Here is a 21,334-nt window from a genome sequence, read left to right on the forward strand (position 1 = left end):
GACGTACAGCGGCCGTCGGTGCACGCACACCGATGCTCCGAAAGCGAGTATGCAATGACCTCTCGATTCGCGGTCTCCGGACTGACGAAGACCTATGGTGCCAACGTCGTCGTCGACAGTCTCGACCTCGAGATCGAGCAGGGCGAATTCCTGGTCCTGCTCGGACCGAGCGGTTGCGGCAAGACCACGACCCTGCGGTGCCTCGCCGGGCTGGAGACCCCGCAGGGTGGTTCGATCTCGTTCGCGGGTCGGACCGTGTTCGATGCGGCGTCGAAAGTTCATGTCCCGGCGCACAAGCGAAACATCGGCATGGTGTTCCAGTCGTATGCGCTGTGGCCACACATGACGGTCGCCGAGAACATTCGGTACCCGCTGACGGTGCGCAAACTGAAGAAGGCAATCGCCGACGGCGCGGTCGAGACGGCCGCGAACATGGTCGACTGCGGTGCGTTGCTCGACCGGTACCCCTCGCAGCTCAGTGGTGGCCAGCAGCAACGTGTCGCGGTCGCTCGCGGGCTCGTGGCGCAACCGGATCTGGTGTTGTTCGACGAGCCCCTGAGCAATCTCGATGCGCGCCTGCGAGATCAGGTTCGATCGCAGATTCACCAGTTGCACCAACAGCTCGGTTTCACCGCGGTGTTCGTCACGCACGACCAGTCCGAGGCGTTCGCGCTCGGTGACCGTCTCGCGATCATGAAGGCCGGAAAGATCGAGCAGTACGACGAGCCCGAGCACGTCTTCGAGAATCCGGCTTCGGAGTACGTCGCCGCGTTCATCGGGATGGGTAATCGGCTCGAACTGCGACGCGGCCACGACGGCTGGGTCACCAGTGGCTCGGACGTCATCGACCTACAGACGGCCACGGTGCGTGAGCGTGCCGACGAGGGCACTCGTGCCGTCGCGCGGTTCCGACCGGACGACGTGCTGTTGCACGACACTGCCGACCAGGTGCCGCCCGGAAACATCGCCCTGCACGCCGAACTCGTCACGTACGAGTACGGCGGTCGGTACTTCGACGTGGCGGTCAAGACCGGCGACGAGCAGTTGACGCTGCGAGCCTCGGCTACCGAACACAGTGCGGCGCTGCGGCGTAGCAGTCCCGGACAACCCGTACTCGTCAGCTTCGCGCCGTCCTGTCTGCGGGTGTACGCGCTGCCCGACGCGTCGTCGGCCGCGAGCTCCGAGCTCGTCGGCTCCGCTGGAAAGACCTCGTGATGGCCACCGCAGTCGACGTCGAACGGCCCCAGACCGCCGAGACGCCCGCCAAGCGCTCACTGACGATCTCGCCGAATTGGCGGGCGCGAATCGGGTACGCCGCCGTCCTCGCTGTGTTGGCCTACCTGGTCGTGCTCCCGATGGTGCGTCTGCAGATGCTCGCGTTCGAGGACGGAGCTGCCGGATACCGAAGTCAGTACGGCCGCTTCGACATCGGCGTCACCCTTCGGACCACGGTGGCGTTGGCGCTGGGTTCGTTGGTCATCGCGATGGTCCTGGGAACGCTGCTCGCCTTCGCTGCGAGCAGGCTTCCCGCCAAGCTCGGTTGGCTGCGTGTCATACCCATCCTGCCGATCGTGATGCCGGCGGTGGCCAGCGTGGTGGGGTGGGCATTCCTGCTCTCCCCCGGGCCCGGTTACCTCAATGTGCTCCTTCGACTGTTGCCGTGGTGGAGCGGATCGGACAGTGGCCCGATCGACGTGTACACCGTCCCGTGGATCATCGTTCTCACGGGCTTCGGTCTGACGTCGTTCGTCTACCTGTTCGTCAGTTCCGGCATGCAGAACATCAGCTCCGAGCACCTCGAAGCCGCTCAGGTCAGCGGATCGTCCACGGTCGGAATCTTCTTCAAGATCGTGCTCCCGCTGCTTCGACCGTCCCTCATCTACGGCGGCGGCATCGCGCTGCTCCTCGGACTCGGCCAGTTCACCGGCCCCCTACTGTTGGGTGCGAACACCGGCGTCAAGGTGCTGACCACCGAGATGTACCGCCGGGTGTCGGAGTCCCCGTCGGACTTCGCGGCGGCTGCGGCCGCGGGCTCTCCGCTGGTGATCTTCGGACTGGTTCTGGTGCTGGCGCAGAAGGCGTTGCTGGGCAACCAGACTCGCTTCGTCACGCACGGCGGCAAGGCATTCGCTCCCTCCACCGGTAAAGCGACGTGGGCCACGGTCACCATCGTCGTGTTCGCGCTCTTCGCCTTGGTCATCCCGCTGGTGGGTCTGATCATCGTCTCGTTGACGCCGTACTGGTCGGGATCGTTGTCGCTGAGTCTGTTGACGTTGGACAACTTTCGGGCACTGATGGATACGACGGCGGTGGTGGAGTCGGTTCTGACCAGCGTGCTGACTGCACTGGGTGCGGTCGCGATCTGCATTCCGCTCGGCTACCTGATGGCAAACCTTCTCGTCCGCGGTCGTCGGTTCAGAATTCTCGCACTGCTCGCAGACCTCATGACCGCACTGCCACTGGGCATCCCGGCCGTGATCTTCGGCGTCGGGTTCCTGCTCACGTACACCGAACCGCCGCTGATCCTCTACGGAACCAGAACGGTGATCATCCTCGTGTACATCGTGCTGATGCTGCCCTTCTCGACGAGGATGCAGATGACGGCCATGCTGTCGCTCGGCAACACGTACACCGAGGCGTCGGCCACCAGTGGTGCGTCACCGTTCGTGACGAATCTCCGAATCATGTTGCCGCTGATGCGTCCGACGATCCTCAGTGCCGTCGCGCTCATGTTCATTCTGTTGACCCACGAATTCGCTGCATCGCTTCTCGTGCGAGCGTCGACGACCCAGGTGATGGGCACGTTGCTGTTCGACATGTGGCAGAACGGCTCTTATCCGCTGGTCGCCGCGATGGCCTTGCTCATGACTGCCGTCACCACGATCGGTGTCGCCGCGGCGATGCTCGTCGGCGGCCGCAACGTGCTCAGCAAGCTGTGACGGGCGTGCAGTCCCGGCTCCGGGACAAGGTCGTTCTCGTCACCGGAGCAACCGGAGGGATCGGTGCCGCGATCGTCGAGCGGCTGGCCTCGGAAGGCGCGGTGCTCGTGGTGACCGACGTCGACGAGGCCGCGTGCGGCGCACTCGTGGCGGACCGGGCCGACAGCGAACGCCATCTCCCGATCGCCCTGGACATCACCCGAGAAGATCAGTGGCACAGCGCTGTCGAGGCCGTGGCCGCGCAGTACGGCCGGCTCGACGCCGTGGTGAACAACGGTGCCATCGGCAGCCTCGGAACCGTCGTCGACGAGGATCTCGACCGCTACAACCGAGTTGTCGAAGTCAGTCAGACCGGGACGTGGCTCGGAATGAAGCATGCCGGCGCGTATGTCGAGCGCTCCGGCGGAGGATCCATCGTCAACATCTGTTCCATCCTCGGCAGCGTCGGCGGCCTCGGCAACAGCTTCGCCTACGCCGCAGCCAAAGGCGCTGTGCGCACCATGACCAAGAACGCAGCCCTGCACTGGGCCACCAAAGGTGTCCGCGTCAACTCCATCCACCCGGGTTTCATCGGCACCACGCAGCTGCTCGAACGCTACGAGGGCTCCGAACGACACAGCGCCATGATCGCGCACACCCCGATGGGTCGACTGGGAACCGGGGCCGAAGTGGCTGCCGCCGTTGCCTTTCTGGCCGGGGACGACTCCACGTTCGTCACCGGGACCGAGCTGTACGTCGACGGCGGCTGGACCTGCGACTGACCGCTCGGCGGGCTGTCGGGGGCGGATGCTTCAGCAGGTGGTGAAGAAGTCCACCCCTTCGGAGGTCCGCACCGACAGTCTGCCGCGCTGGACCAGAACATCGAGGTGCGCCAGCGTCTCGCAGGTCGCCACCATCTGATTGAAGCTGTCCAGAGTGGCGAACGACCGATCGTGCCGAGTCCACGTCAGGCCGGCAGCCACGTCCAACCCGGTTGCGCGAGCAGCCGATTCGACGACGCTCTCGGTAGCGGCGAGACGGCGATCGTGGTGTTCGAGCAGCTGCCGGCAGCGCTCGTGTACACCGGCACCCGGATGGCCGTGCGACGGCAACATCGTCCGGTCGGGTTCGTCGAGCATCACCGACAGAGACGTCAAATACTTGGCCAGCGGGAGATCCCACTCGCCGAGCTCGAACCCGATCGACGGCGTGATCGTGGGCAGAACGTGGTCTCCGGTGTAGCACAGATCCCGGTCGGTGTCGTGAAACACCATGTGGCCCTTTGTGTGTCCGGGAGTGTGTGCAGCGACTACCGCATGGCCGGGAACGTCGAGGGTACCGGGTTGCAACCACGCGTCCGGTAGCTCCCAGTCCGCGGCGTCGAAGGGTTCGGCCTTCCCGCTCTCCGCTGCGATGCGAGCGATCTCGAACGCGCCCGCGCGTTCGAGTTCACGAATCGAGCTGACCGGAACGTTGCTGCGCAATCGACCGATCGCTTCGATGCCCGGTGCCTCGGCGGCACCGAGATGCACCCGCGTCCCGTATCGACGACGCAGCTCGACGGCGAACGTGTAGTGATCACGATGGACGTGAGTGACGTACACGTCGTGAATCTCCGACGGTCGACGCCCGATGCGACGCAACGCGTCGACGAGCTCGTCGTGCGTGGATGCCCGGTGCCAACCGCCGTCGATCAACACCAGCCCCGTATCGGTCTCGAGCACATAGACATTGATCGCACGCAGACCGTCCTGAGGCATCTGCAGAGGGACGCGATGAACGCCGTCTGCCACTGCGAAACAGCCCGGGTCGGCCCACGACGACGTCATCCGGCGTCGCTCGCGAGGGGCACCATCGTCTTCTCGTCGCCGTACCACATCATCCGTCGGCCACCCATGGTCCCGACGTGGTCGACGGCGGCCTTCCACTCGTCACTGGCCAGGGCCGCTTCGAGTGCGTCGCGCGACTCGAAGCTGAGCACCGACAAGCCGTCCCACCCTTGGGATTTGCTCCCGAATGCTTCGAGTAATTCGGTGTGCTGCCAGCGGAGCAAGCCGGGCAGGGGATACGTGACGTCGGCGTGCTCGCCGCGCCACCACGTGATGAACTGCTCGTGGGTCCACTCTTCCGGACGGGCGGCGACGAGTACCAGGTTGTACATATTTTCTCCTAAGTGAATTCTGTTCAGTTTCAATGACAACGAAGAGCCGGTGCAGACCCCGCTCGCGGGCGCTACTTGCGTACGACGCGGATGGCCGCGTCTGTGACCACGTCGGTGATCTCGTCGATCGTCAGGCGACCGTCGGGGCGGTACCACCGCCATACGCTGACCACCAGGGCGAGTACCAGCCGCGCGGACATCGTCGGATTCGACTCGGCGAACTGCCCCGCCTCGATTCCCCGGCCGACCAGGGCGGTCCAATCCCGCTCGATACGTTGGACCAGGGCACGGCACTCGACTCGTTCGGCCTCTTCCTTCGCGGACTGACGTTCCGTCGCCAGGAGGTCCATGTGGTTGTGCAGAATGCGACGCGCCAAGGCGTCCTGAGGCGATGCGGCCAACGATGCGGCGATCGCCGCACGCAGTGCGTCCTCGGCATGCGTGACCCCCTCGGTGGCCGCGACGAACCGGGCGGCGGAGTCCGCGAGTTCGATACGCATGATCGTCAGCAGGCAATGCGCTTTGGACTCGAAGTAGTGGTACAGCGCAGTCTGACCGATACCGACCTCGTCGGCGATGGACGCCCACTTGGTGTGCTCGTAACCCACTTTGCCGAAGTGGTCGATAGCCGCCGACAGAATCCGCGTTCGCTTGGACCGCGGGCTCTCGCGTCGAACGTCGGTTCCTACGGTCATGATTGCCCCTACTGATAGAACGTATGCAGCCTCGGTCTGAGTTTACATTTTTCGATGTGAATTCGAGTCAGTTGCGGCTGCGAGCTGCCTGGCCAGCGCCGTCGCGTCGGGACGGGACAGTTTTCCGACGCGATTCTGCGGTAGGTCGGCGACGGTGAAGACGAATTCCGGCCACTTCGACTTGGGAAAGTCGTCCTTGGCCAACTGCGCGGTGACGTCCTCGAGTTCGAGCTCCTCACCACCGGTGACCACGAGCGCTGCTGCGCGCTCCCCCAGCAGGTCGTCCGGTACCGGTACGACACAGACCTGCACGACGGACTGCAGCGAAGCGATCGCCGACTCGACCTCGTTGATGTCGATGTTGCGTCCACCGCGAATGATGATCTGTTTCTGCCGACCCATGACGCGAATCGAGCCGTCCGATGCGACCTCCACCAGATCACCGGTCGGAAGAAAACCGTCGGGCGTCAGCTCGGGCGGGACCGGTGTGCCGGCCCGGGCGTACCCGACGAACAGCGACGGGCCCTTGACCTGGGCGGCACCGATATCGTCCGCGGGGAGCGGACGGCCGTCCGAGTCGACGGCTCGCACGGTGGTGCCGGGAAACGGCCGACCGTCGCGTCCGAGGCGGATCGACACCGGGTCGTCGAGAGCAGGTGTCGTGTGGCCCAAGCACTCGGACATTCCGAACACTCGGAGGAATGTGGTGTGCAACCACTGTTCGGCCTTGGCGAGCGCGCGCTCGTTCATCGGTCCGCCGCCGACCGTCATGGCGCGCATCGTGTCCAGTGCGCCTTCGGAGTTCGGTGCGACCGAGAGCTGCAGCGCCATGGTCGGTACCAGCATCGTCCAGGCAATCCGGTGTTCCTTCGCTGCCCGCAGAGCCACCTCCGGGGACCACTTCCCGATGGCGACCATCGGACCTCCCAGTAGCGCAGGCAGATACATTCCGAAGCAGAATGCGGCAACCGACGACAGCGGAACGAAGGCACCGATCGCCTCACCCGGACGGAGACCGACGGCATCGATGGTGGATCGAGACGCATATCTGATCGCGTCCTCGGATTGCACCACGCACTTGGGCCGGCCGGTCGAACCCGAGGTCATCGCAATCGCATCGCCTCCGTTCCATCGCGCGACAGAGGCGAACGCACCACTCGTCGCTCGTACGCGGTACGAGCCGAAGGCGGGCTTGTCCACGGGAAATTGCTCGTCGGGCACACCCCAATGACGAAGGGCCTCGGGCGTTCCCACGACGACGTCCGGTCTGATGTCCTCGAGGGCCAGCGCGAACTCCGACTCCGTTGCGTGCGGGCTGACCACCGCGACCACACCGCCTGCGAGACCGACACCGAGGGCAGCCGCCACGGTGCCCCAGGTGTTGTCGGCCTGAATCACCACGGTGGGCGGGCTGGGGTCGATACCGCCGAACACGTCGGCGAGGGATGTCGCCGCCTCGACCACGGTCCGGATCGAGTGGCTGCCGTCCTCGTCGACGACTGCGATGGCATCGGGGGTCTGTTCGGCGCGGATGACCATCTCGCGGGCAAGCCGTTTCACTGGTGTGACTCTTTCCTGGTACGTGATGCGCTCATGTCGAGAACTGCACGGCCGGTGACGGATCCGTCTCGCAACCGGTCGTATGCAGAGATAGCCTCGGTGAAGGGGAAGGTGGTGATTTCGGCGCGCAGCAGGCCGTCCTGCGCTAGTGCGACAACGGCTTCGAGATCGGCATGCGTACCCCAGAACGGTGCATCCACCGTCCATCCTGTGGCCAGACCGACATCCTTCCCGACTGTCAGTCGGCCGCCGGCGCTGCCTACCACCACGACAGAACCCCCGGACCGCAGCAGGGCGGCCGCTGGAGCGGTCGTGGTCGGCGCGCCGACGAAGTCGAGGACGAGATCTGCCCCGTCCAGTGCCGTGAGCCGTTGCGTCGCAGCGGAAACGGACTCGTAGAATTCGTGCGCTCCCGAGGACTCGGCCAGGGCAGCGGCGTCGGCCTTGGAGTCGATTGCGATGATGTGCGGCACGCCCATGGTGCGCAGGATCTGCAGGGCGAGGTGGCCGAGACCGCCGACTCCGATCACGACCACGTTGCTTCGGTCGTCGATCACGGCGGAGTTGGTGCGAATGGCGTGATACGCGGTCAGTGCCGCGTCCGCCAGAGGCGCGGCTCCGAGAGGATCGAGATCACCGATCGGGACCAGTACGCGCTCGGACGGCACCAGCATCAGCTCTGCGATGCCGCCCGGGTACCCCAGACCGTTTCCGATGGGGGCCAGCCGGCCGTCGGGACGCCGAGCGAGGCTGCGACAGTAGTTCTCTCGGCCCCGCAGACAGTTCGGGCACGTTCCGCAGCTCCAGATTCCGTGTACGACCACGGCGCGACCGATCCAGGAAGGGTTTGCCGACGGTCCCGCCGAGACGACCGTTCCGGCCACTTCGTGCCCCAGCGTCAGCGGCAGGTCGTAGTCGAAAGTCTCTGCGCTCGAGTTCATCACGTGCAGATCGGATCCGCACAGTCCGGCTGCGTCCACCTGGATCAGAAATTCGTGCCCGGTCGGCACCGGGTCCGGCACCTCCTGGAACTCCGGTGCGCTCCCCCACTGAAGGACCTGCACGGCCAACATCAGCGAGCAGTCCATCCACCGTCGACCACCAGGGTCTGACCGGTCATGTAGGAGCTGGCGTCCGAGGCCAGAAACACCACGGCACCGTCGATCTCGCCGTCGACGCCGCCGCGTCCGAGCATGGTGTTCCGCCGCACCCATCCTGCGGACTTGTCGTTGGTGAACAGGCCATCGGTCATCTCGGTATCGAACCACCCCGGCACCACGGCGTTGACGCGAATGCCTCGTCGACCCCACTGACCGGCCAGTTCACGAGTGAGGCCGAGCGTGCCTGCCTTCGACGCCGCGTAACTGGCACCGCCGATCGGTGCTGTGGACACCAGTCCGATCACCGAGGAGATGTTGATGATCGACGCTGTTGCCTCGATCGGCATCTTGCCGACCGCATAGGTGGCCAGATGGAACCCGGCGATCAGGTTGACGTCGAGGATGGACTGGAAACCGTCCAGTGTCTCGTCCTCGGCGTTGGGCGGACCGGGCTTGCCCGCGTTGTTGATCACGACGTCGAGCCGACCGTGTTCGTCGAAGCATCGGTCGACGAGAGCTCGCCGGTCGCTGTCGTCGGTGACGTCGCACCGCACGGGCACGATGGCCGGGATCTCGGCCGACAACGCTTCGAGCCGGTCGAGCCGTCGCGCGGCGGCGTACACCGTGGCACCTGCCGCGGCGAGAGCCCGGGCGAAACCGAGGCCGAGCCCCGACGAGGCACCGGTGACCACAGCGACGCGACCGGTCAGCGAGAACATGTCCTGGGTCATGTGTCCACTTCCAAACTGATTGTCGGACAATAGGAGTGATCAGGTCAGTAGACGGCGGTACGGCCGCCGTCGACCGGGATGATCGCGCCCGTCGTGTACCCGGCGTCGTCCGAGGCAAGATGGGTGATCAAGCCGGCGAGCTCGTCGGGCCGCCCCAGCCGCCCGGCCGGGAGCCGGTCGACGATCTTGCCGATGAACTCCTCGTCCCAGTTCTCCGACATGTCGGTGGCGAAACCGCCGGGCATCACACAGTTGACGCGCACCGTGGGCGCGTACTCCTGGGCGAACGCGCGGGTCAGCGCATTGAGCCCGTTCTTGGCTGCTGCATACATCGCCTCGGGTGGGCTGGGTCGCTCGGCACCGATGCTCGAAATATTGATGATGGACCCACCTCCCGCGGCCGCCATCCGGTTCCCGGCCACAGCCATCAGCCGGAACGGACCCTTGAGATTGACCTCGATCGTTTTGTCCCACAGCCCCTCGGTCACCGACACGAGATTCTCCGCCAGCGGCGCGATCCCGGCGTTGTTGACGACGATGTCGAGGCTCCCGAAACGAGAAATGATGTCGTCGACGGCCGGTTCGATGCTGTCCCAGTGCCCGACGTGCAGTGCGTACGGATGCGCGCTGCCCGGGCCCGCGTCACCCAGGCTCGAGACCGCGCTCTCGCAGGCGTCGAGCTTGCGGCTCGACACGATGACCGTCGCTCCCGCGTCTTTCAGTCCGCGTGCGATCGCCAGACCGAGCCCACGGCTCGCTCCCGTCACCAGAGCGACCTTGCCGTCCAATTTCGGTGTACTCATGCGTACCTCTTGACCTCGAGTCGGGCGATGGTCCGCAGATGGACCTCGTTGGGGCCGTCGGCAATCTGCAGAGCTCGGGTGATGGCATAGAGCCGAGCGAGAATGGTGTCGTTGCTGACTCCGGCCGCGCCGTAGGTCTGCACCGCTCGGTCGACGACCTTGTGGGCCACCTCCATCGCAGCCACCTTGATGGCCGCCACTTCCGAACGAGCCGAGGCATTTCCGGCGGTATCCATCAACCAGGCCGACTTGAGCACCAACAACCGGATCTGGTCGATCTCCAGGCGGCTGCGGGCAATCCACTCACGCACCACACCTTGATCGGACAACGGTCCGCCGAATGCCTGCCGCACGAGCGAGCGCCGACACATCATTTCCAGAGCACGCTCGGCCATGCCGATCGCCCGCATGGCGTAGTGCATGCGGCCTGGGCCGAGTCGCCCCTGGGCGATGGCGAATCCGTCGCCCTCCTCTCCCAGCATGTTGGCGGCGGGCACGCGCACGTCGGTGAACTGAACTTCGCCGTGGCCCAGACGATCCTGGAATCCGAACATGGGCAGGTCGCGCACCACCTCTACGCCGGGGGCGTCGGCCGGAACCAGAATCATGCTCTGCCGGCGGTAGGTGGAACTGTCCGGATCCGACTTCCCCATGAAGATCATGAGCTTGCAGTCGGGATCGAGAACGCCCGAGGTGTACCACTTTCGGCCGTTGACGACGTACTCGTCCCCGTCACGAGTGATGGTCGAGGTGATGTTGGTGGCGTCCGAGCTGGCGACATCGGGTTCGGTCATGGCGAACGCAGAGCGAATGGTGCAGTCCAACAACGGCTTCAGCCATTGTTCCTTCTGCTCCTCCGTGCCGTACATGGCCAGAATCTCCATGTTGCCGGTATCGGGTGCCGAGCAGTTGATCGCCTCGTTCCCGATGATGGAACGGCCGACGATCTCGGCGAGCGGCGCATATTCGAGATTGGTCAGTCCCGCACCGAGGTCGTCGTGGGTCATGAACAGGTTCCACAGCCCCAGATCACGAGCGCGTGCCTGCAGATCCCGCATGATCTGCGGTTGCTCGTGCGGATTGTCGTTCGCGGCGATCTGAGCGTCGTAGACACTCTCGGCCGGGTAGACGTGGTCGTTCATGAATGTCTCGAGCGTGGCCGACAATTCGGCCGTCCGCCGTGAGTAGGAAAAGTCCACTTCCGTGTGCTCCTGTCGAGTGATGGTGCGTCAGCGCGCGAGCAGTGCGGTGCCGGTGTCGATCAACCTGCGGATGGTCGCGGGCAGCTTTTCCTGATCCGGGTCGATGTGGCGCCCCTCGCGGTGCCGACGCAGGTTGTGTCCCATGATCGCCGCCATCTTGAGCCGTCCCAGGGCGTCGAACCATGTCATGTCCGGCAGCGCCGGACCGCTCCCGGTGTAGCAGGAGATCAGTTCGTCGGTACTGGGCAGACCGGGAACGTCGCGGCCCACCCCGGGAAAGTTGGTGCCGTCGGCGAATACCAGGAACCACCCCAGTTCGACGCGTGGATCACCTGCGCTCCAGATCTCCCAGTCGATCAGAGCCGCCGGCTCGAGACCGTCGGAAATGATGTTTCCCAACCGGTAGTCCCCGTGGACGAGTGTGGGTGTGATCGCCGCCGGAATGTCCCTGCGAAGCAGTCGAACCAACTCGTCGGCACCCTCCACGAGTTCCACCGGAACAGCTGCGAGCGTCTTGGACCACCGGTCCAATTCGTCTGCCGGCGAGAGGATGTTGCCTGCGTTCGGGATGGTCTCGAGCGGGACTGCGTGCAACGACGGCAATACCTCCGCCGCGCGCCGCATCCGAGCGGCCGCGATACTCGGTTCCACCTCGGGGTCGTCGAGCACCGGTTCGAGCGACTCGCCGACGACGAGCTCCATGGCGAACCAGGCCGGTTCCTGCTCGTCGACCGCCACGATTGCCGGTACCGGCACCGCTGTATCCGCCAACGCGCGCAGAATCGAAGCCTGCCGGAGCATGTCGTGCCGCCCGACCGAGCGCTGCCCTTCGGGGACCGCCTTGACGACGAAGTCGCCGCCGGACGTTCCCACCCGATAGGTCAATCCGGAATGGCCACCGAGGAGCGGTTCGAATGTGCTCACGGTGACGCTGAGCTCGGCGTCCAGCGCGGCGGACACGCGTGTGCGCAGGGAGGATTCGGTCATGGTCGTGGCTCTCTCGGCAGACCGAGCACGCGCTCGGCGATGATGTTGTGCTGAATCTCGTCGGTACCACCGGCAATTCGATAGCCCGGGGCTCCGAGTAGATGCTCGGACCACGCGAACGTGCCCCACCCTCCCGAGTCGGACGTCAGTTCACGCCCGAGCAGCAAGCGCGCGACTTCGGAGGTCCTGGCCATCGTGTCGGTGGCCAGCAGCTTTCCCAGTGACGCTTCCGGACCTGGATCGTTGCCCGCGATGACGGCACCGGCCACTCTCATGTTGCCGATTCGCTGCACGAAACTACGCGTCACCAGATCGGCTACGGCGTCGCGCTCGATCTCGGTCAGCTCGCGGCCGAGGTTCTGGGCAAGGGCCACAGCACGATCCGCGTTCGCCAGGCCGAGGTTTCCGCCGTCGAGGCGTTCGGCCGCAAGCACTGTCAGGGCAACCTGCCAACCCCTCCCGACCGGGCCCAGCCGAAGGTCGTCGCTCAGGTGCACCCCGTCGAGGTACACCTCGTTGAAGGAGCTGCCCCCCGTCATCTGGCGAATGGGACGTACGTCGACCCCCGGCGCGTCCATCGGGATCAGGAACATGGTCAGTCCGGCGTGCTTGGCGACGGTGGAGTCGTTGCGGCACAAAGCGACTCCGTAGTGTGCGACCCGCGCCCCCGACGTCCACACCTTGTGCCCGTCGATCGTCCACGAGCCGTCCTCGGCCTGGGTTGCGCGCGTCCGGACCGCGGCCAAGTCGGAACCCGCCTCGGTCTCGGAGAACAACTGACATGCGATGACGTCGGCCCGAAGCATGGCACGAACGAACCTGGTCCGCTGCTCCTCGGTTCCCCACTGCGCAATGGTGGGCGCAACCAACTGTTGAGTGACAGAGAACATCTCGGTCCTCTTGGGGACGTCGAACGTGTCCTCGACTCGCCGGAAGGCGAGTACGTACGACAGCGGTAGGTCGCGGCCACCGTACTCGACCGGGGAATTCAACGCGCCCCACCCCGCATCGAACTTCGCCTGCTCGTACGCCGCGATCTCGTCGGTGTGCGCCTGCTCTTCCTCCGCGGTCCAATTCTCGAAGACAGCGACCGTATCCGGCCCGTCGCCCCACACGGAGTCGGTGCGCGGCGCGGCCACGGTTGTCAGCCACGCCGTCGCCTGCTCGCCGAACTCGGCGATGTCCGGAATCGTTCGTTGTGTCACTGCATTACCTCTGGTTCGTCTCGGGTCAGACCGTCAGCACGGTGCAGGCACTGATGCCCGGCGCGCCGTACACGTGGGTGAAGCCGACACGCGGATCGCCCGGCACTTGGCGTTCGCCGGCTTCGCCACGTAGCTGGGTCACGATCTCGTGCACCTGGCGCAGACCGGAGGCTCCGATGGGTTCTCCGTTCGCGATGCAACCGCCGTCGGTGTTGATCGGCAGGCGCCCGCCGATGTCGGTTTCTCCGGCCGCGATCATGGCTTCTTGCTCTCCGGGCTCACAGAAGCCGCATTCGGCCATGTGCATGATTTCGGCACCGCTCTCGGTGTCCTGCAGCTGCGCGACGTCGACGTCACCCGGAGCGATACCGGCCTGCTCGAAGGCCGCACGTGCTGCGTCGGCGCTGACACTGGTGGGTTCGCCGTCGCCCTGAACGGAGGGGCTGAAGACCTCGAAGGACCCGAATCGGCGGGTCCGGTGGGTGATAGCGGCAATCTTGATCGGCCGACCGGTGGCTCGCGCGACGTAGTCCTCGCCGGCGACGACGATTGCGGCCGCTCCCTCACCGGGTGAGCAGAACATGTATCGAGTCAGTGGATCGTTGACCATGTCGGCTTCGGCGATCGTCGTGGCATCCATGGCCTCGCGACGCCAGGCGTTGGGGTTGAGAACTCCGTTGCGGTAGGCCTTTTCGGCGACCAGGGCCAGCGTCCGACTCGAGATGTCGTGCTGACGCATGTAGCGAGAGATCTTGGCACCGAAGAACTGGGTGGTCACCATCAGACCGGCCTCGCCGTAGCCGTCGGGTAGTCCCCACTCCGCCGGTCGTGGGTCGAACGCACCACGCGGGTGTTTGTCGAAACCAACTGCGAGCGCGACGTCCGCGGAGCCCGAGCGCACGGCGTTGACGGCCGAGAACAACGCGCTTCCGCCTGTTGCGCAACCGTTCTTGACGTTGGTGAACGGAATTCCGGTGAAACCCAGTTCGGCAACGAGAGTATCGGCCAGGCCCGAGCCGTCACTGCCACCGAACGCGACCTGAACGTCCGGCCAGGCCAGACCGGCATCGCGCAACGCGTTGCCGATCGCGGTGACGGCCATCTGGCGGCCGGACACTCCTGGCTGGCGACCGAACTTGGAGAGACCGGCACCGATGATCGAAACATTCTGTGTCACTGCGTGATTCCTGTCGATTCCGGTTGCGTGCCGAGCGCGTCGACAGCGAATCGGGGCACCGGCGCGGTGGACGTCAGACGCACCGGTGCCCCATCCAGTTCGTCGAAGCTCTCACAGTCGATGATCGCTTCGATCTTGATGCCCTCGGGCAGTTCCACGTAGCCGACTGCGAAGGGAACGAACCCGCCGACCGGTGGCACGTAGGGAGGAGACTTGGGCGAGAAACGCTGAATCGTATAGGCCCACAGGGTGCCTCGCGTACTCAACGTGATGTTCTCCGCAGTGGGTGTGGCGCACCTGCTGCACATCGCACTCGCGGGGAAAGCCACGGTGCTGCACACTGTGCACCTGCTGCCCTCGAGTGCGACGGCCGTTGCCTGCTCCATTGATGCTGCCTTTCGGGCTGTTCGGTCAGAACGCGGACGTGGTGCGGATCAGCGCCCGACCCACTTGGGCTCACGCTTCTCGAGGAATGCGGTGACGCCCTCCTTGCCGTCCTCGGACTGGAGCGCATTGCCGACTGCGAGATGCTCCATGACCATGAGCGACTGGATGTCTGCATCCAGACCGCGGTCGATGCACATCTTGGTCAGCTTCATCATGAACGGGCTCTTGTCGGTGAGGTTCCCGATGAACTCGTCGACGGTCTTGTCGAGGTCCTCGGCCGGCGCGGACGCATTGATCAGGTCGAAGTCGACGGCCTCGGTGCCCGAGAGCAGCTTGCCGGTGAGCATGAGTTCCTTGGTCTTCCGGATGCCGATCATGCGGGGCAGGCGGTAGATGGGGCCGGCACCACCGAACAATGCACGGCGGATGTGGAAGTCGCCAATTCTTGCGTCGTCGGCCGCGATAGCGAAGTCGCACGAGATCATCAGTTCGAAGCCACCGGCGGTGACGTAACCCTCGAGAACCGCAACGGAGGGAGTGTTCATGGAGTACAGACGATCGCACACCTTCGCCGACAGGACGGCGACGTCCATGGCGGTGGTGGTGCCGATGAAGTCCGACAGCAATTCGTCGAGGTCGAAGCCCGAGCAGAAGGTGTTGTTGACTCCGCGAAGCACGAGAACCTTGAGGTTCGGATCGTTGTCCACCTCGACGATGATCTCGTCCAGACGATGCAGCAGCTCTACCGTGACAGCGTTCTTCTTGTGCGGGCGGTTGAGCCAGACGCGAGCGACGTCGCCGTCCTTCTCCAACAGAATGTGGTCGGTGTCGATCATGTGACAGCCTTTCGAGAGTGCAAGTTGAACTGGATTCACTTCAGTATTGATCATCGAGGCGATGGCGTCAATAGCCGATCCCCGGCGACCGCATCAATCGGTCTAGACGGCAAGCAAATCGGCGATCCGCGCCCGATGAGCCCGCGAATCACCCTGCAGCGCTTCGTTTCCGAGAACTCGACGGAAGTAGCTGTGCGCCGAGTGCTCCCACGTGAAACCCACTCCACCGTGCAACTGCACGGCCTCGTGGGCCGCGTGTACCGCGGCATCGCTGCACACCGCACCCGCGACGGCAATCGCCAGCCGGGCCTCGTCGGGATCCTCGTCGTGCACCGCTGCGGCATACCGGGCGGCCGATCTGGCCCGCTCGAGTTCGACCAGCATGTCGGCCAACCGGTGTTTGATCGCCTGGAACGAACCGATGGGACGGCCGAACTGATGACGCGTCTTGACGTGCTCGAGAGTCATCTGCAGCAGGGCGTCGGCGATACCGGTGTTCTCGCACGCGAGAGCCAGCGTTGCCACGTCCTGTATCCGCGCGATCGCGTCGCCGGCTCCGTCCACCGACACCAACAGCGTCGCGGGGGCACGATCGAACGAGATGTCCGCTTGTCGCCTGGTGGAGTCGACGACGCGTCGATCATGCAGTGCGGAAAAATTGTTCGCGGACACTCCGAATAGTGCGATGCCGTCCGGGCAGCGGGCACTGACGACCACAAGATCGGCTGCTCCACCTCCGACGACGAACCTCACCTGTCCGCTCAGAACCCACCCGTCGTCGGTCCGGTCGGCATCGACGTCGTCGGACTCGGCAGACAATGCGCTCACTGCCGCAACCGTGGTACCGCCGAGGATTTCCTCGAGCAGGTCCGAGTTGCCCGCCTCCATCATGGCGCGAACGCCGACGGCCGCATGCTGATAGACGGGTTCGACCGCCAGAGCGCGACCGCATTCTTCGACGATGATGCCGAGCTCGACCATGCCGTAGCCGAGCCCACCCAGCTCCTCCGGCACAGCCATGGCGGTCACCGACATGTCGTCGACCAGGCGTTTCCACAGTTCGACCGAGTAGCCAGGGTCAGAGTCCGCAGACGCGCGCACCTGCTCGATCGTGGAGTACTTGGCGAGGACTCCGCGGATGGCCTCGCGTATCTCGGCTTGTTCGCTGCCGGGCGTCAGCGCCAACGGCTCCGAACGAGGCCAGGGGGCTTGTGCGTCGCGGTGAGATGATGACATGTCGCTCCACTCGAGTTGAATTCAGTTCTTTCTCGAACCATAACCGCTTGAACCCTCGACAAACAGGGTTTACCTGAACTAAGTTCACTTCATGTCATTGAAGATTGTGGAGTACTACGCCACCTTGGATGCCGGGCACCTGGACGACGCGGTGGCGATGCTGTCCGAGGATGTCGAATATTCGATGGTCTTGCCGAGCGGGGCGAGTCGAAAGACCGGACGAGCCGCGATGCTCGAATACCTGTCCGGCAGACCCCCCGTCGACCGCAAGCACCGAGTTCTCCGATCCGCCGTCGACCAGGACCTGCAGTTCGCACACGGTGCAGTGACCGAAGGCGACCGGACCACGGGCTACTTCGTCGGAACCATGCACGTGCGCTCGGACGGCCTGATCGACCGCTACCAGGTCTCGTTCGACACCGAATTCAACCTACTGGTCACCGATGCAGGAGAAGGCCGATGAACTCCGACACGCACCCGACCCCCACTCTGCTCCGCTGGTTCGAATACATGGATTCCGACGACCCGGATCGGGTCCTGACCATGATCTCGGCGGACTTCCGTATGTCCGTGCAGTTTTCCAAGGGACACGGCGAGGCAGCCGAGTTCGTGGGCGACCGCGACGGGCTCGTCGCCTACCTCCAGCAACGCGAGAAGAGCACCCTGATTCATCATCTCGATCGCGGTGCCTCGGTCGACGGCACCGAGATGGTGCTGGGACGGACCACCCGGGACGGAGCCTTCGAGGCGTCGTTCAACGCCTCGGCCCAACTCGACGCCAACGGGCACGTCCGACGGTTGCTCATCGCCCGCACGCCGGAATTGGCGTTCGACTAGGAGCCGATCGGCTCGCGAAACAGAGAAGAAAAGAGCGAGATGCCTGAGCAAGCACTGATTTTCGAGGCCATTCGTACCCCGAGAGGCAAGGGGCGCAACGGATCGCTGCACGGCACCAAGCCGGTGGACCTCGTCGCGGGGTTGATCACCGAACTCCGGGCTCGATTCCCCGATATGGATCCGGCCGACATCGACGACGTCATCCTCGGCGTCGTCTCACCGGTCGGAGAACAGGGCGCGGTCATCTCGCGCGCAGCCGCATTGGTGGCGGGCCTACCGGAATCGGTCCCCGGCACCCAGATCAATCGTTTCTGCGCGTCCGGGCTCGAAGCGACCAACCTGGCCGCCCAGAAGATCGCGTCCGGCTGGGACGATCTGGTGATCGCCGGCGGCGTCGAGTCGATGTCTCGGGTACCGATGGGCAGCGACGGCGGTGCCTTGTTCACCGACCCGGCCACCGCATACGACCTCTACATCGTTCCGCAGGGAATCGGTGCCGACCTGATCGCGACGGTCGAGGGCTTCTCCCGTCACGACGTCGACACCTACGCGGCGGAGTCCCAACGACGCGCCGAGGCAGCCTGGAGTGCAGGCTATTTCAAGAAATCCGTCGTTCCAGTCGAGGACTTCAACGGCGTCACCCTGCTCGACCACGACGAGCACCGGCGCCCGGGAACCACCACGGACAGCCTGGGCACATTGAAGCCGGCCTTCGCCGCGCTGGGCAAAGCCGCGGGTTTCGACGACGTAGCGCTGCAGAAGTACGTCGACGTCGAACGCATCGATCATGTTCACACCGGCGGTAATTCGTCGGGGATCGTCGACGGTGCCGCCCTGGTTCTCATCGGTAGCGCCGCGGCCGGAGCACGCGCAGGCCTGGTTCCCCGTGGCCGCATCGTGGCCACGGCTCAGGTCGGCAGCGAACCGACGATCATGCTCACCGGTCCGACCCCGGCCACCGTCGCGGTGTTGAAGCGAGCGGGCCTGACCGTGGACGACATCGACGTGTTCGAGCTGAACGAGGCCTTCGCCTCCGTCGTGCTCAAGTGGATGAAGGACCTCGACATCCCGCACGAGAAGACCAACGTCAACGGCGGAGCAATCGCGATGGGCCACCCGCTCGGGGCCACCGGCGCGATTCTGGTGGGCACCGTGCTGGACGAACTGGAACGAACCGGTGGCCGCTACGGCCTGATCACCCTGTGCATCGGCGGCGGAATGGGCGTCGCCACCGTCATCGAACGCCTCTGAACCGCCCATCGTCGACACAGAGAAATACGAGAAAACATGAGCGAGAACATGATCGGATGGGAACGCGGTGCCGACGGCGTCGTCGTACTCACGATGGACGACGCAGGCAAGAGCGCGAACACGATGAACGATACGTACATCGCGTCGATGGCCGCCACGGTCGAGCGGCTCGAAGCCGAGAAGGACGACATCACCGGTGTCGTGATCACCTCGGCCAAGAAGTCGTTCTTCGCGGGCGGCGACCTCGACGACATGACGAAAGACCCGGGCGCTGTCGACGAGCGGGACGTTGCGCGCGCCTTGACCGAGCGGATCGACGGCATCAAGAGTGTTCTCCGACGGCTCGAAACCCTCGGCCGCCCAGTGGTGGCCGCGATCAACGGCGCGGCCCTCGGCGGCGGCTTCGAGATTGCGTTGCACACCCACCACCGCATCGCAGCGGATGTGCCCGGCACCCGAATCGGCCTCCCCGAGGCCACACTCGGACTGTTGCCCGGTGGCGGCGGGATCGTCAGAACGGTCCGACTGATGGGACTCGATGCCGCCCTGTCGAAGGTGTTGGCGAAAGGCCAGCAGCACTCGGTGGCCGACGCGAAAAAGCTCAAGCTGATCGACGCAACCGTTGCCGGTGTGGACGAGTTGATTCCGGCTGCGAAGGCGTGGATCGCCGAGAACCCGTCGGCTGTGCAGCCATGGGACGTCAAGGGTTTCGAGATACCCGGTGGCGGACCGACCGATCCTGCCGTCGCTCAGAATCTTCTGGCCGCAACGGCGCTGCTACGCAAGCAGCTCAAGGGCGCACCCGCCCCGGCACCGCGGGCGATCCTCGCCGCTGCGGCGGAGTGCGCGTCGGTCGACGTCGACACTGCGGATCGCATCGAAACCCGCTACTTCGTCTCTCTGATGACCGATCGAGTGGCGCAGAACATGATTCGTGCGTTCTTCTTCGACATGCAGACCATCCGACGCGGCACGTCCCGCCCGGCCGGCCACGATACGTTCACAGCCCGTTCGGTGGCAGTCATCGGAGCCGGAATGATGGGTGCCGCGATCGCCTACGTGTGCGCCAAGGCCGGTATCGAGGTCGTATTGAAAGACCTCGACCAGAACGCTGCTGATCGCGGAAAACTCTACGCCGAAAAACTCGAAGCGAAAGCTCTCGAGCGGGGCTCGACGACGGCCGAGAGGTCGGCGGCACTGCTCGACCGGATCCGGCCGACCGCGGACGCGACCGAGTGCGCCGCAGTCGATCTCGTGATCGAAGCCGCATTCGAGTCCGTGGAGGTCAAGACTGCGGTGTTCGGGGAACTCGACGGGATCGTTCCCGCCGATATTGTCCTCGGCTCCAACACCTCTCAGCTTCCCATTTCTATCCTGGCCGACGGCGTGAGCCGACCCGAGAATTTCATCGGAATCCACTTCTTCTCCCCCGCCGACAAGATGCCCCTCGTCGAAATCGTCCGTGGCCGGCAGACTTCCGACGCGACCGTGGCGAAGGTCGTCGACTTCGTGTTCCAGATCGGTAAGACGCCCATCGTCGTCAACGACAGTCGGGGCTTCTTCACCTCGAGAGTGATCGGCGCGTTCCTCGACGAAGCGATGGCCGCGGTCGGCGAGGGCGTCAACCCGGTCTTCGTCGAACAGGCAGGCGCGCAGGCCGGCTACCCCGTCCCACCGCTGCAATTGATGGACCAGGTGACCTTGTCCCTGTCGCAGAAGATCCGCAAGGAGAACGAACGCGCGCTGGTGAGCGAAGGCAGCCCGCCTCGCCGACACGGCTCCGACGCGGTGATGGACAGGATGGTCGATGAACTCGACCGCCCCGGGCGTGCCGGCGGCGGCGGCTTCTACAGCTACGACGAATCGGGTGCGAGAACCGGGATCTGGCCGGGCGTGCGCACGTCGTTCGACTCGGGCTCGACTCGAATTCCCTTCGTGGACATGCAGGAACGGATGCTGTTCGCCGAGGCGATCGAGGCGGTCAAGTGCCTCGACGAAGGTGTGTTGACGAGCGTGGCCGACGCGAACATCGGGTCCTTGCTGGGCATCGGCTTCCCGCCGTGGACCGGGGGCGTGATCCAGTACATCGACCAGTACGACGGCGGGCTGTCCGGCTTCGTCGACCGAGCACGCGAGTTGGCATCGAAGTACGGGGCTCACTTCGAGCCGCCGCAGTCGTTGGTGAACAAAGCACTACGCGGAGAACGCGTCCATACACTCGTGTCCTGAACGAAAAGAGAATGCTGTG

At 64.9% G+C, this 21,334-nt stretch carries 21 protein-coding genes; 7 read left to right on the forward strand and 14 right to left on the reverse strand.

Going from position 1 to position 21,334, the window contains the following annotated elements:
- Positions 1-54 precede the first annotated feature (54 nt).
- From J2X62_RS04805 to J2X62_RS04815, 3 genes are read left to right on the forward strand one after another with little or no spacing between them, the layout of a single operon-like run.
- Positions 55-1,215, forward strand: coding sequence for an ABC transporter ATP-binding protein (locus J2X62_RS04805; RefSeq protein ID WP_032366847.1), 1,161 nt, complete (start codon positions 55-57; stop codon positions 1,213-1,215).
- Positions 1,215-2,939: an iron ABC transporter permease gene (locus J2X62_RS04810; protein ID WP_094621530.1), complete on the forward strand. Its 1,725-nt coding sequence runs from the start codon at positions 1,215-1,217 to the stop codon at positions 2,937-2,939. Before J2X62_RS04805 ends, J2X62_RS04810 begins: the two co-directional genes overlap by 1 nt.
- Positions 2,936-3,700 carry an SDR family oxidoreductase gene (locus tag J2X62_RS04815; RefSeq protein WP_310178029.1) on the forward strand — a complete coding sequence of 255 codons (765 nt, stop codon included), beginning with the start codon at positions 2,936-2,938 and terminating at the stop codon, positions 3,698-3,700. Before J2X62_RS04810 ends, J2X62_RS04815 begins: the two co-directional genes overlap by 4 nt.
- A 30-nt stretch (positions 3,701-3,730) precedes the next feature.
- Here the strand turns inward: J2X62_RS04815 and J2X62_RS04820 are convergent, their stop codons facing one another.
- From J2X62_RS04820 to J2X62_RS04885, 14 genes are all read right to left on the reverse strand, one after another.
- Entirely contained in the window at positions 3,731-4,747 is a 1,017-nt protein-coding gene (locus tag J2X62_RS04820) for an MBL fold metallo-hydrolase (RefSeq protein WP_310178031.1), read from the reverse strand.
- Entirely contained in the window at positions 4,744-5,079 is a 336-nt protein-coding gene (locus tag J2X62_RS04825) for an EthD family reductase (protein ID WP_032386456.1), read from the reverse strand. The genes J2X62_RS04820 and J2X62_RS04825 overlap by 4 nt, the downstream gene beginning before the upstream one ends.
- A gap of 71 nt (positions 5,080-5,150) precedes the next feature.
- Positions 5,151-5,774 (reverse strand): TetR/AcrR family transcriptional regulator, encoded by a 624-nt coding sequence (locus tag J2X62_RS04830; RefSeq protein ID WP_032366851.1) that lies wholly within the window; start codon positions 5,772-5,774, stop codon positions 5,151-5,153.
- Positions 5,775-5,816: 42 nt separating this feature from the next.
- Positions 5,817-7,334, reverse strand: a complete 1,518-nt coding sequence (locus J2X62_RS04835) for a class I adenylate-forming enzyme family protein (RefSeq protein WP_094718393.1) — start codon at positions 7,332-7,334, stop codon at positions 5,817-5,819.
- Entirely contained in the window at positions 7,331-8,407 is a 1,077-nt protein-coding gene (locus tag J2X62_RS04840; RefSeq protein ID WP_032386766.1) for an alcohol dehydrogenase catalytic domain-containing protein, read from the reverse strand. Before J2X62_RS04840 ends, J2X62_RS04835 begins: the two co-directional genes overlap by 4 nt.
- Positions 8,407-9,165, reverse strand: a complete 759-nt coding sequence (locus tag J2X62_RS04845; protein ID WP_032386457.1) for an SDR family NAD(P)-dependent oxidoreductase — start codon at positions 9,163-9,165, stop codon at positions 8,407-8,409. Before J2X62_RS04845 ends, J2X62_RS04840 begins: the two co-directional genes overlap by 1 nt.
- 44 nt (positions 9,166-9,209) lie before the next feature.
- A complete protein-coding gene (locus J2X62_RS04850) occupies positions 9,210-9,968 on the reverse strand; it encodes an SDR family NAD(P)-dependent oxidoreductase (RefSeq protein WP_094621526.1) in 759 nt (252 codons plus the stop codon).
- Positions 9,965-11,167 carry an acyl-CoA dehydrogenase family protein gene (locus J2X62_RS04855; RefSeq protein ID WP_032366855.1) on the reverse strand — a complete coding sequence of 401 codons (1,203 nt, stop codon included), beginning with the start codon at positions 11,165-11,167 and terminating at the stop codon, positions 9,965-9,967. Before J2X62_RS04855 ends, J2X62_RS04850 begins: the two co-directional genes overlap by 4 nt.
- A gap of 30 nt (positions 11,168-11,197) precedes the next feature.
- On the reverse strand, positions 11,198-12,157 hold the full coding sequence (locus J2X62_RS04860; RefSeq protein ID WP_310178049.1) for a phosphotransferase family protein: 960 nt from the start codon (positions 12,155-12,157) through the stop codon (positions 11,198-11,200).
- Positions 12,154-13,362, reverse strand: coding sequence for an acyl-CoA dehydrogenase family protein (locus J2X62_RS04865; RefSeq protein ID WP_310178052.1), 1,209 nt, complete (start codon positions 13,360-13,362; stop codon positions 12,154-12,156). The genes J2X62_RS04860 and J2X62_RS04865 overlap by 4 nt, the downstream gene beginning before the upstream one ends.
- A gap of 25 nt (positions 13,363-13,387) precedes the next feature.
- Complete coding sequence (locus tag J2X62_RS04870) at positions 13,388-14,539, reverse strand: thiolase family protein (protein ID WP_094621524.1); 1,152 nt, start codon at positions 14,537-14,539, stop codon at positions 13,388-13,390.
- Entirely contained in the window at positions 14,536-14,925 is a 390-nt protein-coding gene (locus J2X62_RS04875; RefSeq protein ID WP_032386462.1) for a Zn-ribbon domain-containing OB-fold protein, read from the reverse strand. The genes J2X62_RS04870 and J2X62_RS04875 overlap by 4 nt, the downstream gene beginning before the upstream one ends.
- A 48-nt stretch (positions 14,926-14,973) precedes the next feature.
- Entirely contained in the window at positions 14,974-15,762 is a 789-nt protein-coding gene (locus tag J2X62_RS04880) for an enoyl-CoA hydratase/isomerase family protein (protein WP_032366859.1), read from the reverse strand.
- Positions 15,763-15,864: 102 nt separating this feature from the next.
- Positions 15,865-16,998 (reverse strand): acyl-CoA dehydrogenase family protein, encoded by a 1,134-nt coding sequence (locus J2X62_RS04885; protein ID WP_310178067.1) that lies wholly within the window; start codon positions 16,996-16,998, stop codon positions 15,865-15,867.
- Positions 16,999-17,089: 91 nt separating this feature from the next.
- On the opposite strand from J2X62_RS04885, the gene J2X62_RS04890 reads away from it, so the two are divergent.
- Genes J2X62_RS04890 through J2X62_RS04905 form a run of 4 tightly spaced genes read left to right on the forward strand, consistent with a single transcriptional unit; the run spans position 17,090 to position 21,315 of the window.
- Positions 17,090-17,461 (forward strand): nuclear transport factor 2 family protein, encoded by a 372-nt coding sequence (locus J2X62_RS04890; RefSeq protein ID WP_201009897.1) that lies wholly within the window; start codon positions 17,090-17,092, stop codon positions 17,459-17,461.
- On the forward strand, positions 17,458-17,835 hold the full coding sequence (locus tag J2X62_RS04895) for a hypothetical protein (RefSeq protein ID WP_094650815.1): 378 nt from the start codon (positions 17,458-17,460) through the stop codon (positions 17,833-17,835). The genes J2X62_RS04890 and J2X62_RS04895 overlap by 4 nt, the downstream gene beginning before the upstream one ends.
- A 39-nt stretch (positions 17,836-17,874) precedes the next feature.
- Positions 17,875-19,086 carry an acetyl-CoA C-acetyltransferase gene (locus J2X62_RS04900; RefSeq protein ID WP_032366863.1) on the forward strand — a complete coding sequence of 404 codons (1,212 nt, stop codon included), beginning with the start codon at positions 17,875-17,877 and terminating at the stop codon, positions 19,084-19,086.
- Between the two features lie 36 nt (positions 19,087-19,122).
- Positions 19,123-21,315 (forward strand): 3-hydroxyacyl-CoA dehydrogenase NAD-binding domain-containing protein, encoded by a 2,193-nt coding sequence (locus J2X62_RS04905; protein WP_310178075.1) that lies wholly within the window; start codon positions 19,123-19,125, stop codon positions 21,313-21,315.
- Positions 21,316-21,334 lie beyond the last annotated feature (19 nt).

Origin of the sequence: Rhodococcus sp. 3258, from assembly GCF_031456475.1 — a bacterium.
Classification (GTDB): Bacteria; Actinomycetota; Actinomycetes; order Mycobacteriales; family Mycobacteriaceae; genus Rhodococcoides; species Rhodococcoides fascians.